A 15,925-nucleotide genomic window follows, 5' to 3' on the forward strand; every position below is an offset into this window, starting at 1 on the left:
GTCAGAGGGAGGATTTGCGGAATCGAAACCCTGCCTACAATGACGTTTCCTCCTGGATTGTGGACGAGACCACCATGACAAAACCGATCCTTATTCTTGGCGGCGCTTCGCTGGACACCATCATTCACCTGCCCGAACTGCCGACACCGCAGCCCCAGACCATCTGGCCCACCGAAAGCTACCGGGCCCTCGGCAGCACCGGCGCTGGCAAAAGCCTGAACCTGGCGGCCCTCGGGCAACCGGTGGTCTTTCACACATTGCTGGGCAGGGATACGGAAGGCCAGCAAATTCAGGCAGCGCTCGGCCACTCCAGGATCCGGCTTCTGACCGAAAAGACTGCCGCCCCGACCGAACAGCATGTCAACCTGATGTCCTCGGACGGCAACCGCATTTCACTGTTCATCCAGCCGCCCCCGGAGCCTGAACACGTCGACTGGACGCAGGCGCAACAGGTACTGTCAGAGTGCTCACTGGCGGTGGTGAACATCCTCGGTTACACCCGATCTGCCCTGCCGTGGCTGAAGGCTGCGGGCACGCCCATCTGGACCGACCTGCACGACTACGACGGACACAACACCTACCATGAACCCTTTGTAGAGGCCGCCCGGGTAATCTTCCTGTCCAGCGACAATCTTCCGGACTACCGCACCACCATGGAAAGGTTGATCCAGCGGGGCAAGGAGTTCGTGGTATGCACTCACGGCTCGGCGGGGGCGACACTGCTGACCAGCGAAAGGCAATGGCTGGAGCAGCCAGCGGTTGCAGTCTCCGGGGTGATCGATACCAACGGCGCCGGCGATGCCTTTTTCAGCGGTTTCCTGCACCGCTACCTGCAGGGTGCAGAACTGACCGACTGCCTCAGGGCCGGAGCCATTGCCGGGGCGCTGTGTGTCACCTCACGGGAACTGGCCTCTCCGGAGCTGAATCCACAGCGGGTGGCCTGAAACCCGAATCAGCTACCCGGGTTAAAATCGGGGTATTTCTTCTGCAGCCGATAGAGCCGGATGATGGTGATGATGTTGGTGACCAGCACCATACCCTCGGCCAGGGTACCACCCACGGAGCCGATCACGATGTTGTTGAGCATCCAGGCCAGGGCCGCAAACCCAAGCACGATTCGCAGGGGAATACCCCGGAGCATGAACATGCCCACGGTGCCGAAAACCGCGGCAGCCAGCGGGAACACGTCAGTGATCGATTTCCAGGTCGCCCAGGCGACCACCAGATTGACCGCCAGCATAGCCAACATGATCTGCCAGTTGCCCTGGTATTTGCGGGCCAGGGTAATGCGCAGGATCACCAGTACCGTCAGTGCCGACGCCGTCCAGCTCTCGAAGAATGCAAACATCAGAGCGAAGGCAACGTTGGCCGAGATCAGCAGCACCATCAGCCGGTCGTCATTCTTGTTGGCGAAGCCGGCAATGCAGAACCCCAGGGCCACCAGGCCACAAAGCTGACCCAGTCCCTCGGCGAGGGTCATATCTGCTATAAACTCAGTCATAGTCCAACGGTGTATCTGTTTGTTGCCATAACGGAAATCCCTTCTCCCCGGAAAAGGCTTCAGCCTGACATAATTACCGGAATTGAGCCACGGAGCACCGTGTGCCACAGTAATTCGCACCTTTGAGCCAGGACTGTCCCCGACCATGAAAACCGTTTTCTCGCCACTGCACAGCCGCCGCCATGTCAAAACCGAACTGGATGGCGGCCTGCTGATCGAGCCCCACGAAAAACCCTCGCGGGCGGAAACCATCCTGGCACGGGTGAAGGATCAGGCCCTTGGAGAGATTCTGGAACCGGAAGAATTTGGTCTGGAACCCGTCAAACGGGTGCACACGGCCGATTATGTGGCTTTCCTGGAGACCTGCTGGCAGGAATGGCTGGCGGCCGGCAAACCGGGGGAAGCCATCCCGGCGGTCTGGGCCGGGCGCGGCATGCGCCATCGGCTGCCCAGGGACATCGACGGCCGGCTGGGCTACTACAGCTTTGCGGCGGAGACCTCGATTTCAGACGGCACCTGGGAAGCCGCCCGGGCTTCCGCCAATGTGGCCCTGACCGCCCAGAAACTGGTGGCCGAAGGCGAGCGCGCCGCCTTTGCCCTGTGCCGTCCGCCCGGACACCATGCCCACGCCGATCTGTTCGGCGGTTACTGTTTCTTCAACAATGCCGCCATCGTGGCCCAGGCCTTTCGTGACCAGGGCTATGGCAAGGTCGCCGTGCTGGATGTGGACTTCCACCACGGCAACGGCACCCAGGCGATTTTCTACAATCGCCGCGACGTGCTGACCATCAGCCTGCACGGCGACCCGGACCTGGTATTCCCCCACTTCCTGGGATTCGAGGATGAGACCGGTGAAGGCGATGGCGAGGGCTACAACCTGAACATCGTGTACCCACCCAACACGCCCTACAGCGTCTGGAGCCAGGGTCTGGAGAAAGCCTGTGAGCGAATTCAGGCGTTTGCCCCCGAGGCCGTGGTGGTTGCGTTAGGGGTGGATACCTTCGAGGACGACCCGATTTCGTTCTTCAAGCTGAAATCCGGTGATTACCTGACCCTGGGCGAGCGACTTGCCCGGCTTGGACTACCAACCGTCTTTACCATGGAAGGCGGTTACGATGTCGATGCCATCGGCGTCAATGCGGTCAACGTCATGCAAGGGTTCGACAGGGCTGCAGACTGAATCAGCCCTTGAAGCCCTTGCCGAGGATGTAGACTTCCCGGGAACGTGAGCGGGAGGAATCCGGTTTGCGCACCACAACCTTGTCGAAGACGGCACGTACGGATTTCAGGTACTCGTCGTACCCTTCGCCCTGAAACACCTTGGCCAGGAAGCTGCCTTTGGGCTTGAGTACCTGGCTTGCCATGTCCAGGGCCAGTTCCACCAGGTACATGGAGGCGGCTTGGTCGGCAACGGTCACGCCGCTGATGTTCGGCGCCATGTCGGAAATCACCACGTCCACCGGGTCATCGCCCAGGGTGGCCATGATTGACTCGAACACATCGTTCTCGGTGAAATCACCCTGGATAAAATCCACGCCGGCAATGGCATCCATGGGCAGGATGTCGGAGGCAATCACGCGGCCCTTGTGGCCCACCAGTTTGGCCGCCACCTGGGACCAGCCACCGGGGGCGGAACCCAGATCCACCACCACCATGTTGGGGTGGATCAGCCGGTCCTTCTTGTTGATTTCAAGAAGCTTGTAACTGGCACGTGAGCGGTAGCCGTCCACCTGCGCCTGTTTCACGAAGGGGTCGTTTACGTGCTCTTCAAGCCAGCGGTTACTGCTTTTGGATCGGGCCATGGGGTCTCTTCAAAACGGGAAAGCCAGGCGCTAATTGTACGTGCCGCGCCGGGCGGCGGCAAAATCCTGACAACCGGGCCGGCCACACGTACAATCCGGCCAGCAATCTGTGATTTTCAGAACCCACCCAGCCTACCTGACGGGAGACCGCCCTAGTGAATCTGGCCGACATCAAAAAGCTGCACCAGAAAAAGTACCGGCAGTCGTTTGGCCACTACCTCGTTGAGGGCGAGCACCTGATTCTTGAACTGCAGAAAACCGCCGCCCGCCAACCTGCTCTGGAAGCCTCGCAGCTCTACGTCACCGGTGCCTATGAGCACTGGCAGAGCCCGTTCAGGACTCAGGTCATCAGCGATCGCCAGATGGCACAGCTCGCCGACACCCGGACACCCCAGGGGATTCTGGCGGTGGTGCCCATGCCGGAGCGCCCGGCTGAACCGGTGCCCGGGGAAAAAGCGATTTACCTGCATGAGGTTCAGGACCCCGGCAACCTGGGTACGATTCTGCGCACCCTCGCCTGGTTCGGCGGTTTCCGGTGTCTGTTGAGCCCCGGCAGTGTGGACCCCTTCAATCCGAAGGTGGTGCGAGCCAGCATGGGCGCGCTCTTTCACGTCCCGCTTGAAACCGACGTTGATCTGGCCAGCCTTCCCGACCGATACCAGAGCCTTGCCTGCCTCGACCTCAATGGCGGTTCGATGGCATCCCGGGGCTTCAGGGAACACGACTGTTATCTGTTTGGCAACGAGGCCCGGGGTGTGCCGCGGGAGGCCCTCGATCAATTGAAGGCGGTGCGGTACAGCATTCGCGGCCAGGGACAGATCGAATCCCTGAACCTGGCCTCAGCGGTCAATATGTGCACCTACGAATTAATGCGAGACCTCTAGACTGCAAACCCCATGCTGTGAGCACTTTCCCCAATCGTTCTGGCGGATACCGCCATTGCCTGTCGGCCGCCAATTGAGCACGATCAGGGTCTGATCCCGAGACCGGACTGATGCCTATGGAACGCTATCTCCAGCCCACCGCCTTTTTTGACTATGACCATCCCCGGCTGAAAGCCTGGATCGAGTCACAGCTGGAGGGTGTTCCTGATGAGCCGGTGGAACAGATCAAGGCGCTCTATCTCGCTGTTCGTGACAGCATCAGCTACAACCCCTACGTGTTCCGGACCGATGCCAACACGTTCAGTGCCAGCTACGCCCTGGAAAGCGGCGAGACCTACTGCATCCCGAAGGCGGTTCTGCTGGGCGCCGCCGCGCGATCCATTGGCGTACCCAGCCGGCTGGGGCTGGCCGATGTGCGCAACCATCTCTCAAGCCCGAAACTGATCGAATGGCTGCAGTCGGACATTTTCCGTATGCACGGGTACATCGAACTCTTCCTGAACGGACAATGGGTCAAGGCGACGCCGGCGTTCAATCGGCAACTGTGCGAGCTGATGAAGGTGGAGCCGCTGGAATTCGATGGGGTGCACGATTCCATGTTCCAGGAGTACACGGAGGACGGCCATGCGCATATGGAGTATGTGAACGACCATGGCCTGTTCGACGATGTGCCCCATGAATTCATCGTCTCCGGTGTGCGGGCGGCCTACGGCCATCTCTTTGCCGGCGAGGAGGAACCTGCAATTCCCGAAGGGAGTCTCGTGCAGGACGTATCGAAGTCCTAGAGCCTCCTCTGATCGAGGCAACGCCGCACCTCTACCGTGCCAGCGCCCCCGTCATCGCATCCAACAGGGCATCAGGGCCAGGCACTGACTTCGCCGTCCCCATCTGACCAACGCGGCTGAACTGCCGGAAATCAACGGCGCTCCAATTCTCCGGGTCCATAATACGCTGCACCTGGTCAATATTGTCCCGGGTTGCAGGTTCCAGCTCGTAGCGGAATACGTAGTCCGGTGACATATCACCGAAATCCCGGCCATGGTGATAGTCATGCAGCAGGAGCAAGGCAAGTCCACCGCCCATGAAATGTTGGCCCATACTGGCCAGCAACTCCCCCTGCCGGATTTTTTCCAGGGCCTCGGGTTCCCAGTCTATGCCGCCCACCAACAGGTCTTTGCCCGGAGCCCGACCGGCATTTTGGGCGGCTTCAATGGCGCCAAGTGCCATTCCATCGCTCGCGCTCCAGATGGAGGCGGTATTCGGATAACGTTTCAGCAGGACTTCGGTTTTTTCCCGGGCCAGGTCACGGCTCCAGTTCGCATATACCAGTTGCAGGAGTTCACTGCGCTGCTGGACGGCAGCCGCCAGCAACCCCCGGTTCCTATCCTTGGCAGCAGAGGAATCCAGAGTTCCCGACAGGGCTACCATGGGAATGCTGGGTTCGGAGGCGAGCCCCAACTGTTCGGCCTGTTTGCCCAGCAGCGTCACCAGGACACGGCCGGCGGCAATATTGTCCGGAGAAAGGTGGCCGAGCCAGCCCGGCAAGACGGTTCGGGGCATACCAATGCTGGCCCGGGCGGCGTCTGGTACATCAGTATTGAAGGTAAACGCCTTTACGCCTGCCCCATCCGTGAGCCTGAGCATGGATTCGGTGACATGCTCCTTGCACATGAACAACAGGTAGTCGGGCTTCTCTTCGCGGCTCAGGACGTCCTTCGCCATGCGAAGATAGCTGAATCGATGACTCTCCCGATCGTATTGAACCTCCAGGTCAACCTCAAGATCCTCCGCCACCGCCTCCATGAATCCGGCCACCATTTGCCAGAACCGGGAGTCATCCGGCGACAGGAAAACAACACTGGGCCTGGGGCCGGCATGAGCAAAAGAGCCTGTCAGCAGGAGCAGGAAACCGATCAGCAAGCGGGCTGGATAGGACCTCATGAAACGAATCACCCTCTGGACGATCTGGCGGTGTTGGTTTTAAGGGGCCTAAACTACCGAGCTGTCGTGTAACAGACAAGCGCGGATCGGTAACCAATGTCTCAGTTCGGAGCGAATGCTCGGCAAATAAAAAAGCACCGGATCGCTCCGGTGCTTCTCTCTCATCAGGCGACTGTTTTCTGGTTTACGCCGCTTCTTCTTCGCTTTCATCCACGGAGTTGCGAATCAGGAAGTCAAAGGCACTCAACGCTGCCTTGGAACCTTCACCCATGGAGATCACGATCTGCTTGTAAGGCACGGTCGTCGCATCACCCGCGGCAAACACACCCGGGATGGACGTTTCATTGCGATCGTTAACGATAATCTCGCCGTGCTGACTCAGTTCGATGTCACCCTTGAGCCATTCGGTGTTGGGTACGAGGCCAATCTGCACGAACACACCTTCAAGGGAGATGTGATGCTGCTCTCCGGAGGTACGATCGGTGTAGTTCAGGCCATTAACCTTGCCGTTTTCGCCGGTGATCTCCGTGGTCTGTCCGGAGGTGATGATTTCCACGTTCTTCAGGCTGCGCAGTTTCTTCTGCAACACTTCATCAGCGCGCATCTCGGCACCGAATTCGATCAGGGTCACATGACCCACGATGCCGGCGAGGTCGATGGCCGCTTCCACACCTGAGTTACCTCCGCCAATGACGGCAACACGCTTGCCCTTGAACAGAGGACCGTCACAGTGCGGGCAGTAGGCCACACCCTTGTTGCGATACTCTTCCTCTCCCGGCACGCCCATCTGGCGCCAGCGCGCGCCGGTGGACAGCACCAGGCTGCGTGCCTTGAGAGTTGCACCGTTTTCCAACCGTACTTCGTGGGGCATGCCCGGGCGTGAGGCCGGAATCAGCTTCTCGGCACGCTGCATGTTCATGATATCCACGTCGTACTCCTTGACGTGCTGCTCCATGGCCGCAACCAGCTTCGGGCCTTCGGTATAAGGCACGGAGATCAGGTTCTCGATGCCCATGGTGTCCGCCACCTGGCCACCAAAACGCTCCGCCGCGATACCGGTGGAGATTCCCTTCCGGGCCGCGTAGATGGCAGCAGAGGCGCCGGCCGGGCCACCACCAATCACCAGAACCTCGAAGGCGTCTTTCTGGTTGATCTTTTCTGCGTCTTTCTCGCTGGAGCTGGTGTCCAGTTTGGCGACAATCTCTTCCAGGGTCATACGGCCCTGGCCCCAGGGCTCGCCGTTCATGTAAACGCTGGGAACCGCCATCACTTCACGCTGTTCCACTTCATCCTGGAACAGGGCACCGTCAATGGAGGTGTTTTTGACGTTCGGGTTCAACACGCTCATCAGGTTCAGGGCCTGAACCACATCCGGGCAGTTCTGGCAGGAGAGCGAGAAATAGGTTTCGAACTCGAAGCGGCCTTCCAGCGACTGGATCTGCTCGATCACATCCTGGGACGCCTTGGAGGGATGACCGCCCACCTGCAACAGCGCCAGCACCAGCGAGGTGAACTCATGGCCCATGGGAATGCCGGCAAAGCGAACGCCAATATCGGTACCTACACGGTTGATGGCGAAGGAGGGACGACGCACATCATTGGACTCTTCGGTGCGCAGGCTGATCTTGGAAGACATCGGTTCCAGTTCTTCCAGCAGCTCCCGGAGTTCCTGGGACTTCTTGCTGTCGTCATAGGCTGCGACCAGCTCGATCGGCTGCTGCAGCTTGTCCATGTAGGCTTTAAGCTGTTCCTTGATATTGGCATCCAACATGTTCTGACTTCTCCTTTAAATCTCGAAACTAAGTATTTGAAAAAATACGGTGGTCAATTGAAGTTGGTGCAAAGATACGGTCCGGCAGTCCAATGCTCAAATTAATTGACCCAAACTGTTTGATAGAACTTTGCTATACCTTACGGCCCGCCGCCAACAGAGCTTGACCAATAGCGCATATCCAGCGGTATGCCTGCCGCAGTATGATGTTGTAACAACGTCGCAACATCATTCTCTGGTACCCAGAATAGGCAACGCATGTTTCTAGACCGTTTCCACTCCGTCCAGGACGGACACGTCGTAATTTCCGCCCTGCAAGCCAGCCAGTTCGCCAAGGAAATCGCCGGGGATTTCAATCCCATCCATGATCCGGATGCCCGCCGTTTCTGTGTTCCCGGCGACCTGCTTTTTGCCATCGTGCTGGCGCGCTTCGGGCTTTCGGAAAACATGACTTTCCGGTTCCGCAGCCTGCTCGGAGAGAATGTACCGCTCAAGTTCGTTGAAACCGCGGACACAATAGAAGTCTGCGACGATGCCGGAAAAGTCTATATCGAGGTGGCTCGCAGCGGCGCCACCACCAACGATGAACAGCTGATCGAGACCATTACCCGTGCCTACGTGGCGGCCTCCGGGAAAAACTTCCCCCATACTCTCAAACCGTTAATGGAGTCGAACGGGGTGATGTTCAATCCCGACCGCCCCATGGTGATGTACGAGAGCATGAGCCTGGCCCTGGATAACCTGGATCTGCCCTCCCCCGGCCTGGAGTTGCACAACGCGACGCTCGAGGCGGCCGGCAAGCGCGGGAACGTTCTTCTGGAATACCGCCTGACCGCCGACAAAAAGCCGGTGGGCGAAGTGACCAAACGGCTCGTATTAAGTGGTCTTCGGCCCTACTGTCCTGAGGCGATGGCGGGTGTGATTGAAGAGTTCTATCGCCTGAAGGCCCGTGGCGCCGACTATTTCAACAAGGACAACAGTGGAGACAACAGCAATGCCAATTCAGCCGGGTGATGCCCTTCCAGATATCGAACTTCAGGTAATGGGCGAAAAAGGTCCGGAGAAAGTCCGCACCGGCGAGCTCTTTGCCGGCAAGAAAGCCGTCCTTTTCGCGGTACCGGGTGCGTTCACCCCCACCTGTTCAGCCGCCCATTTGCCCGGTTTTGTGGTAAATGCCGACAAACTGCGCGCCAAAGGCGTAGACACCATCGTCTGCACATCGGTCAACGATGCCTTCGTAATGGACGCCTGGGGTAAGGCCCACAATGCCGATGAGATCGTGATGCTGGCCGATGGCCTGGCAGAGTTCGCCAAGGCTCTGGACCTGACCCAGGACCGCACCGCCAATGGCATGGGCATTCGCAGCCAGCGCTATGCCATGATCGTCAACGACGGCAAGGTGGAGCTGCTTCACGTAGATCCTCAGGGGCTCGACCTCACCAGCGCCGAAACCATTCTAGAGTCGCTCTGAGCGATAGCTTTTCTCCAGACACAAAAAACCCCGGAAAATCCGGGGTTTTTCGTTCATAAGCTTTCCCGAAGGGTAGCTTAGATCTTGCCAACCAGGTCCAGAGACGGAGCCAGTGTTTCTTCGCCTTCTTTCCATTTGGCCGGGCATACTTCGCCGGGATGGTTGCGAACGTACTGGGCCGCTTTAACCTTGCGCATCAGGTCGTCTGCATCACGGCCAATACCTTCAGCGGTGATTTCCATCGCCTGAATAACACCATCCGGATCGATCAGGAAGGTAGCGCGGTCTGCCAGGCCCTGGCCTTCACGCATAACACCGAAGTTGTTGGTGATGGTGCCCGTCTGGTCGCCTACCATGTAGTACTGGATCTTGCCGATGGTTTCAGAGCTGTCGTGCCATGCCTTATGGGTGAAGTGAGTGTCGGTAGACACGGAGAACACTTCAACGCCGAGCTTCTGCAGCTCTTCGTACTTGTCTGCAACGTCGCCCAGCTCGGTCGGGCAAACGAAGGTGAAGTCGGCCGGGTAGAAGAAAAAGACCGCCCACTTGCCTTGTACGTCGGCTTCGCTGATCTCAACGAACTCGCCGTTTTTGAAAGCGGTGGCGTTGAACGGTTTGATTTCGCTGTTAATGATGCCCATTAAAAAACTCCTTGTTGATGGATTCATAAGTTAGTGAATTGATGGCGCATAAGGTACGGATATCGAGGATGCGGATAAAATTGATAATTCCCAAACCAGAGATAGGTTTTACCTATCTCTGGTTTCCGGCCAGGAATCTCCTTCCGCCACTCCGTTTATGGGGCCTTAACCCGCCAGTTCAATCTTTCCGAAGTCCAGAATATTCTCTTTCGGTGACGCTTTAATGGCAGCGACTTCTGCCCGTTTCTTCGCCAGGATGTAGACGAAACAGCCGAAATACAGGGCAATCACCAGGGCGCCAACCCACTGAATCCGCAAAAAATCCAGCTGGAACAGCATGGTCAGGCCAACCATGGCCAGGAAATTGAACACCACATAGTTCGCCCTTCCCAGGCGCTGAGCGGTGAGATTCAGGTTGTCGGTGTACAGCCGGATAAGTGAATCCAGCGAGTTCACCACCATCAACACACCCACTGAGATCATGGCAAGGTTGGTGAACGCCGCAATCTGCAGGCCTTCCGCGTGGTAGTGGTAAAGCACGGTAAACCACACACCGATGGCGATGGACGGTACCACCAGCATGGCGATCAACAGCTGCCAGGTGCGGATACCACTCACGAAGCGGGCCGTAAACTGGCCGATCATGATGCTCCAGGCAAACCACCAGAACAGGTAGAACTCGTGGTAGTCATTGATGGGCAGGGCAAACTGATGAATGTTGGCGAAGTACTCACCGATCAGTCCGGCTGTGCCAAAGAAATCCGCCGGCGAGCCGGCACCCATTACAAACGCCCGGAACCACATGCCCACAATCAGGGCAATGAACAACAGGCTCGAACCCAGGCTGAGAATGCGCACATACTTGATCTTGGAGCTGGAGTAGACCGCCAGCGCAATCGCAGCAAACACGATGAAGTAGAACGCCGGCACCACGGACTCGCCATCACCCAACATGGGCAGATACCAGGGCAGATTCACCAGCAACAGATAGGCGGTGAAAGCGCAGGTGCCGATGATCACCACGTTATTCACAATCTTCACCAGTGGGATTTCAAAGAACTGCACCCGCGGCTCGATGATCGCGAAGTAAAAACAGGTCAGGAAATAGAAGCCCCAGATCAGGAACGCCCAGAACCCGAATTCGATAGCCAGCGGATTGGCAAAGCCGTACTCCGGGCTGGCAGAGAGATCGCCATAGCCACCGAACTCGGTCAGCGGGAACATGATCAGCCCCACATCCAGACCGGAGGTGAACAGGATGGCAATAAAGGTGAAAGTTCTGACCGGCGTTACGCCGATGCACTGGATGTCCCACCATTTGTACAGAATCAGCACAATGGCGGCGAAGGTGAAGATCAGACCTGCGGATAACCAGAGTGTCATGCGCTGCACCTCCAGTTATTTGTCATCATTATAGTGAACAGCATGGGTGTTCCTCCTCTACTTGGTTCGAATCGGACACAAACCCAGGACTTGCCTATCGGGCGCCCGAAAACGGCAGAACACCGTCGCGCTGATAGGGAAATCCTGAGGGCTTGCAAAACCCCGGGCGCGTTGCACGCCCGGGTGGGATGACGACGCGCTAAGCCAGCGCGCGCTTTGCCTGTCCCGGTCGCTGACGTGCCTGCCACTGGTCGTCCATCACCACAGGCGCGTCAGAAGGGTGCAGGGGCTCCCTGCCCCGGATCAGATCGGCTGCCCGCTCGGCCACCATGATGGTGGGCGAATTCAGGTTGCCGTTGGGTATGGTCGGGAAGATGGACGAATCCACCACCCTGAGATTTCGGATGCCGCGGACCCTTGTGTCCGGGTCCACCACCGCCAGCTCGTCGGTGCCCATCTTGCAGGAGCACGACGGGTGATAGGCGCTCTCCACGGCCTGGCGGACGAAGGCATCGATTTCCTCGTCGGTCTGGACCTCGGCCCCGGGCTGAATTTCCGCGCCCCGGTACTCGTCCATGGCCGGCTGACTGATGATTTCCCGTGTCAGACGCACACAGTCCCGGAAGCCTTCCCGATCTGCCTCATGCTGCAGGTAGTTGAAGCGGATAGTCGGCGCCTGTTTCGGGTCGGCCGATTGCACATGCACAAAGCCCCGACTTTTCGGCTTGTTGTGACCAATGTGCAGCTGGAATCCGTCTCCGTTGAAGGCTTCTTTACCGTCGTAGCGCATGGCTGCCGGCAAAAAGTGATATTGCAGGTCGGGCCACTCGACGCCGGCCTTGGACCGGATAAAGCCACAGGACTCGAAGTGATTGGTGGCGCCCAGACCGTCCTTGCGGAGAATCCAGCGAACACCGATCTTCAGCTTGTTCCACCAGTCCAGCTTGCCGTTGAGCGAAACCGGCTGCTTGCAGCGGTACTGGAAGTAAAACTCCAGGTGGTCCTGCAGGTTTTCCCCCACGCCGGGTAGCTCGTGCTTTACCTCGATACCAGCCTTTTCCAGTACCTCACGCTTGCCAATTCCGGACAGCTGAAGCAGGTGGGGTGAACCGATAGAGCCCGCTGACAGGATGACTTCCTCGGCGGCTTTCGCCTCGTGCACCTTACCGCCCTGCTCGTAACGGACACCGGTGGCGGTTTTGCCATCCTGTCCGTCCAAAAGCACCTTGTGCACCAGGGCATGGGTGACCACAGTCAGGTTATCGCGCTCCATGGCCGGGCGCAGATAGGCATTGGCGGTGGACCAGCGACGACCGTTCTTGACGGTCATGTGCATGGCGCCAAAGCCTTCCTGCTGGGAGCCGTTGTAGTCATCGGTTTCAAAGTAACCGGCATCGGAACCCGCGCTGATAAAGGCCTTGTAGAGAGGGTTCTGCATGTTGTTGCCGTTATTCACACCGAGCGGGCCCTTATCGCCCCGGTAGTCGTTGCCGCCAAAGGCCCAGTTTTCGGCCTTTTTGAAATAAGGCAGGACATTCCGGTAATGCCAGCCACTGGCGCCCTCGGAATCCCATTCGTCGAAATCCCGGGCGTGGCCACGGACGTAAACCATCCCGTTAATGGAGGAAGAACCGCCCAGAACCTTGCCCCGGGGACAGTGCATGCGGCGGTTATCCAGATACGGCTCCGGCTCGGTCTCGAACTGCCAGGCGTATTTCTTGGTGTTCATGGGAATGGACAGGGCGGTGGGCATCTGGATGAAGATGCTCTTGTCGCTGCCGCCGGTTTCCAGCAGCAGCACCCGGTGGCGCGCGTCCTCGGTCAGGCGGTTGGCCAGCACGCAACCGGCGGAACCCGCACCCACAATGATGTAGTCGTATCGATTTTCTGTCATACGCGTTCTCCTCTGTGGCCTGCGGGGTTAAAACGGAGCGTCGAGATCTTCCATTCCCACGTACACCGACTTGATCTGGGTGTAGTGAGCGATGGTCTCGCGTCCGTTTTCCCGGCCGATGCCGGAGAGTTTGTAGCCGCCCACCGGCATTTCCGCCGGGGAAGCGCCGTAGCTGTTGATCCAGCAGATACCGGCCTGGATCTGATGAATGACCCGGTGGGCACGACGGATATCGTTGGTGAACACCCCGGCCGCCAGCCCGGTGTCGGTGTTGTTGGCCCGGGCAATCACCTCGTCCTCATCGCGGAAGGTGAGCACCGACATCACCGGCCCGAAGATCTCTTCTTTCACAATGGTCATATCATCGGTGCAGTCGGTGAAAATGGTGGGCTCCACAAAATAGCCGCCTTTGGAATCTTCCGGCTCAAAGGCCCGACCGCCGTGGCTGAGGGTCGCCCCTTCGGACAAGCCTTTGGCGATGTAATCGAGCACCAGATCCCGGTGTTTTGCGGAGATGAGCGCGCCGAAATTGGTGTCCGGATTCATCGGGTCGCCGGGTTTGATGTTCTTGCGGGTACGCTCCAGCAGGCGTTCCATAAAGCGCGGGTACAAGTCTTCGTGAACAAACACCCGGGTGCCGTTGGTGCAGATCTCGCCCTGAGTGTAAAAGTTGCCCACCATGGCGGCGGAGATGGCGTTCTCGAGATCCGCATCGTCAAAGATGATTAGCGGTGACTTCCCGCCCAGCTCCATGGTGACGTCCTTCAGGGTGGAGGATGCCGCTGCCATCACCTTCTTGCCGGTGGCAACTTCGCCAGTGAAAGATACCTTGGCAATCTCGGGATGATGGGTCAGCCACTGGCCCACTTCGGCGGCGCCCTGCACCACGTTGAACACGCCCGCCGGTACGCCCGCTTCGGTAAAGATTTCCGCCAGCTTCACCGCACCCATGGGGGTTTCCTCGGAGGGCTTGAAGATCATGGCGTTGCCACAGGCCAGGGCCGGCGCGGATTTCCAGCAGGCAATCTGGATCGGGTAGTTCCAGGCACCAATACCGGCGCAGATGCCCAGGGGCTCCCGGCGGGTGTAATAAAAATCACCCCCCAGGTCCTGCTGGTTGCCTTCAATGGACGGCGCCAGACCACCAAAGAACTCAATCGCATCGGCGCCGGTGACTACATCCACGGCTTCCGCTTCCTGCCAGGGCTTGCCGGTATCGCGCACTTCTGCGGCGGCCAGCTCATCATTGCGCTCTCTCAACAGCGCAACCGCCCGCAGCAGAACCCGGCTGCGTTCAATGGCCGTCATTGCGGACCATTCGGCAAAGCCGGCCCGGGCACTTTCAATGGCGGCCTGCTGCACGGATTCATCCGCCACTTCCACTTCGTAGATAACCTGGCCTGTGGCCGGATTCACCACGGGAAAGGTTTCGCCGGTGCTGTTGGCCAGGAAACGGCCATGAACGAAATTCTGAACAACAGGAAGAGATGCAGACATAGTAATCAGATAACCTCGGTTCGGTGTCTTCAGGCCTTGTGAGCCGTTTGAATCTATCGCGGCTCAGGCGGTGGCCTGAGCCAGTGTCTCGTGGACAAATTTCTTGCAGAGCCGCTCGCCGGCCTCAAAACTTTCCACCGGGTCCAGGCTCAGGGCACTGCGCAGCCAGAAGCCGTCAATCATTGCCGCGGTTTGGCGGGCCGCCTCGGTCGCCGCACTCGGTTCGAGCACCTGCGCAAACGAATAGCGCAGATTGCTGTACAGCCGGGCGTTATTGATCTGCTGCAGCCGCTTTAGCCCCGGCTCATGCATCGACCGGGCCCAGAAGCTCAGCCAGGTCTTGGCTGCCAGCGCCGAGCGCTGGAACTCGGAAAAATTCGATTCAATGATGCAATTCAGCCGCTGCTCCGGGGAGCGGTCGGTCTTCGCCATGCGCTCCCGCAGTTCCTTGCCCAGTTGATCCAGCAGGTACCGCAGGGCCGCTTCAATCAAACCCTGCTTGCCACCGAAGTAATGGCTGATGATCCCGGAGGACATGCCCGCCCGCTTGCTGATGCTGACAATGGTGGTGTTCTGCATGCCCAGCTCGGCGATGGACGCCATGGTGGCTTCAATCAACTGCTGTTTGCGTGTGTCTTTTACTCCAACAATCGGCATGGCGGCTTCGGTTACTCGTCTTGATTCCGGGGTTGAAAAGCAGCGCGAATCAGCCCCGCTTTTTATTAATTGAACGTTCAATTAATAAAAAGCTTACAGAAGCCAGATGAAGAATTCAAACCGGTTTAAAAAACGGACAACTTCAGGGCCACGCCATTATGGCCCTGAGGTGGGTGCGAGAAGGATAAGCAAGTATCAGCTATGGCGGCGGTAGTCGGGGTCTGTCCAGCACACGGGAAGCGCTTCGCCGGAGGGAAAAGCCAGTTCGGACTTTGCATAATATTCAGGATCCTGCGCCTCCTCCCCATAATGGAGGCTGCCGCGCACTTGCTCGATATGGGGATCAAACAATGCCTGGGTGTCCAGTACCTCAATCAGGTGCCCGGTTGTTTTTTCAGCGACAAACATAAAGGCCTCCGTGGGAAAGGATTTATCCTTTCAACGTAGCAGATGTGCCGCCATCCAGACAGGCGCTTACAGGCT

Annotated in this window: 16 protein-coding genes; 6 read left to right on the forward strand and 10 right to left on the reverse strand. The window is 58.4% G+C overall.

Annotated features, from left to right (window positions below; genetic code table 11):
* The first annotated feature begins 74 nt into the window (after positions 1-74).
* Positions 75-944: a carbohydrate kinase family protein gene (locus ACO06L_RS13565; protein WP_202346201.1), complete on the forward strand. Its 870-nt coding sequence runs from the start codon at positions 75-77 to the stop codon at positions 942-944.
* An 8-nt stretch (positions 945-952) separates the two neighbouring features.
* On the opposite strand, the gene ACO06L_RS13570 is transcribed toward ACO06L_RS13565, so the two are convergent.
* Positions 953-1,501 carry a YgjV family protein gene (locus tag ACO06L_RS13570; protein WP_064229530.1) on the reverse strand — a complete coding sequence of 183 codons (549 nt, stop codon included), beginning with the start codon at positions 1,499-1,501 and terminating at the stop codon, positions 953-955.
* A 145-nt stretch (positions 1,502-1,646) separates the two neighbouring features.
* Here ACO06L_RS13570 and ACO06L_RS13575 point away from each other — a divergent pair, with 145 nt between their 5' ends.
* Entirely contained in the window at positions 1,647-2,681 is a 1,035-nt protein-coding gene (locus ACO06L_RS13575) for a histone deacetylase family protein (RefSeq protein WP_202346202.1), read from the forward strand.
* 1 nt (position 2,682) lies between these two features.
* On the opposite strand, the gene rlmE is transcribed toward ACO06L_RS13575, so the two are convergent.
* The gene (gene rlmE / locus ACO06L_RS13580) at positions 2,683-3,303 is read right to left on the reverse strand and encodes a 23S rRNA (uridine(2552)-2'-O)-methyltransferase RlmE (RefSeq protein WP_053113324.1); all 621 of its coding nucleotides are present in this window, start codon (positions 3,301-3,303) and stop codon (positions 2,683-2,685) included.
* Between the two features lie 155 nt (positions 3,304-3,458).
* Between rlmE and ACO06L_RS13585 the strand changes: the two genes are divergently transcribed.
* Both ACO06L_RS13585 and ACO06L_RS13590 read left to right on the forward strand, forming a co-directional pair.
* The gene (locus tag ACO06L_RS13585; RefSeq protein ID WP_202346204.1) at positions 3,459-4,187 is read left to right on the forward strand and encodes a TrmH family RNA methyltransferase; all 729 of its coding nucleotides are present in this window, start codon (positions 3,459-3,461) and stop codon (positions 4,185-4,187) included.
* Positions 4,188-4,303: 116 nt separating this feature from the next.
* Complete coding sequence (locus tag ACO06L_RS13590) at positions 4,304-4,972, forward strand: transglutaminase-like domain-containing protein (RefSeq protein ID WP_064229526.1); 669 nt, start codon at positions 4,304-4,306, stop codon at positions 4,970-4,972.
* A gap of 31 nt (positions 4,973-5,003) precedes the next feature.
* Here ACO06L_RS13590 and ACO06L_RS13595 read toward each other — a convergent pair whose 3' ends face one another.
* Both ACO06L_RS13595 and ahpF read right to left on the reverse strand, forming a co-directional pair.
* Entirely contained in the window at positions 5,004-6,128 is a 1,125-nt protein-coding gene (locus tag ACO06L_RS13595; protein WP_064229525.1) for an ABC transporter substrate-binding protein, read from the reverse strand.
* 184 nt (positions 6,129-6,312) lie between these two features.
* Positions 6,313-7,899, reverse strand: coding sequence for an alkyl hydroperoxide reductase subunit F (gene ahpF, locus ACO06L_RS13600; RefSeq protein WP_202346205.1), 1,587 nt, complete (start codon positions 7,897-7,899; stop codon positions 6,313-6,315).
* Positions 7,900-8,157: 258 nt separating this feature from the next.
* Between ahpF and ACO06L_RS13605 the strand changes: the two genes are divergently transcribed.
* Together ACO06L_RS13605 and ACO06L_RS13610 are read left to right on the forward strand one after the other, a co-directional pair.
* Entirely contained in the window at positions 8,158-8,913 is a 756-nt protein-coding gene (locus tag ACO06L_RS13605) for a DUF3581 domain-containing protein (protein ID WP_202346206.1), read from the forward strand.
* Entirely contained in the window at positions 8,894-9,370 is a 477-nt protein-coding gene (locus tag ACO06L_RS13610; RefSeq protein ID WP_202346207.1) for a peroxiredoxin, read from the forward strand. The genes ACO06L_RS13605 and ACO06L_RS13610 overlap by 20 nt, the downstream gene beginning before the upstream one ends.
* Positions 9,371-9,447: 77 nt before the next feature.
* Here the strand turns inward: ACO06L_RS13610 and ahpC are convergent, their stop codons facing one another.
* The 6 genes from ahpC to ACO06L_RS13640 form a co-directional block, all read right to left on the reverse strand.
* Positions 9,448-10,011, reverse strand: coding sequence for an alkyl hydroperoxide reductase subunit C (ahpC, locus tag ACO06L_RS13615; RefSeq protein ID WP_202346208.1), 564 nt, complete (start codon positions 10,009-10,011; stop codon positions 9,448-9,450).
* Positions 10,012-10,176: 165 nt separating this feature from the next.
* Positions 10,177-11,394 (reverse strand): BCCT family transporter, encoded by a 1,218-nt coding sequence (locus ACO06L_RS13620; RefSeq protein WP_202346209.1) that lies wholly within the window; start codon positions 11,392-11,394, stop codon positions 10,177-10,179.
* 199 nt (positions 11,395-11,593) lie between these two features.
* Positions 11,594-13,288, reverse strand: coding sequence for a choline dehydrogenase (betA, locus tag ACO06L_RS13625; RefSeq protein WP_202346210.1), 1,695 nt, complete (start codon positions 13,286-13,288; stop codon positions 11,594-11,596).
* A 27-nt stretch (positions 13,289-13,315) separates the two neighbouring features.
* Positions 13,316-14,785, reverse strand: coding sequence for a betaine-aldehyde dehydrogenase (gene betB, locus ACO06L_RS13630; protein WP_202346211.1), 1,470 nt, complete (start codon positions 14,783-14,785; stop codon positions 13,316-13,318).
* Positions 14,786-14,848: 63 nt separating this feature from the next.
* Positions 14,849-15,442, reverse strand: coding sequence for a transcriptional regulator BetI (betI, locus tag ACO06L_RS13635; protein ID WP_202346212.1), 594 nt, complete (start codon positions 15,440-15,442; stop codon positions 14,849-14,851).
* Positions 15,443-15,637: 195 nt separating this feature from the next.
* Complete coding sequence (locus tag ACO06L_RS13640; RefSeq protein WP_064229517.1) at positions 15,638-15,850, reverse strand: hypothetical protein; 213 nt, start codon at positions 15,848-15,850, stop codon at positions 15,638-15,640.
* Positions 15,851-15,925 lie beyond the last annotated feature (75 nt).

It is taken from the genome of Marinobacter sp. (assembly GCF_965229985.1).
In the GTDB taxonomy this organism is placed as follows: Bacteria; Pseudomonadota; Gammaproteobacteria; order Pseudomonadales; family Oleiphilaceae; genus Marinobacter.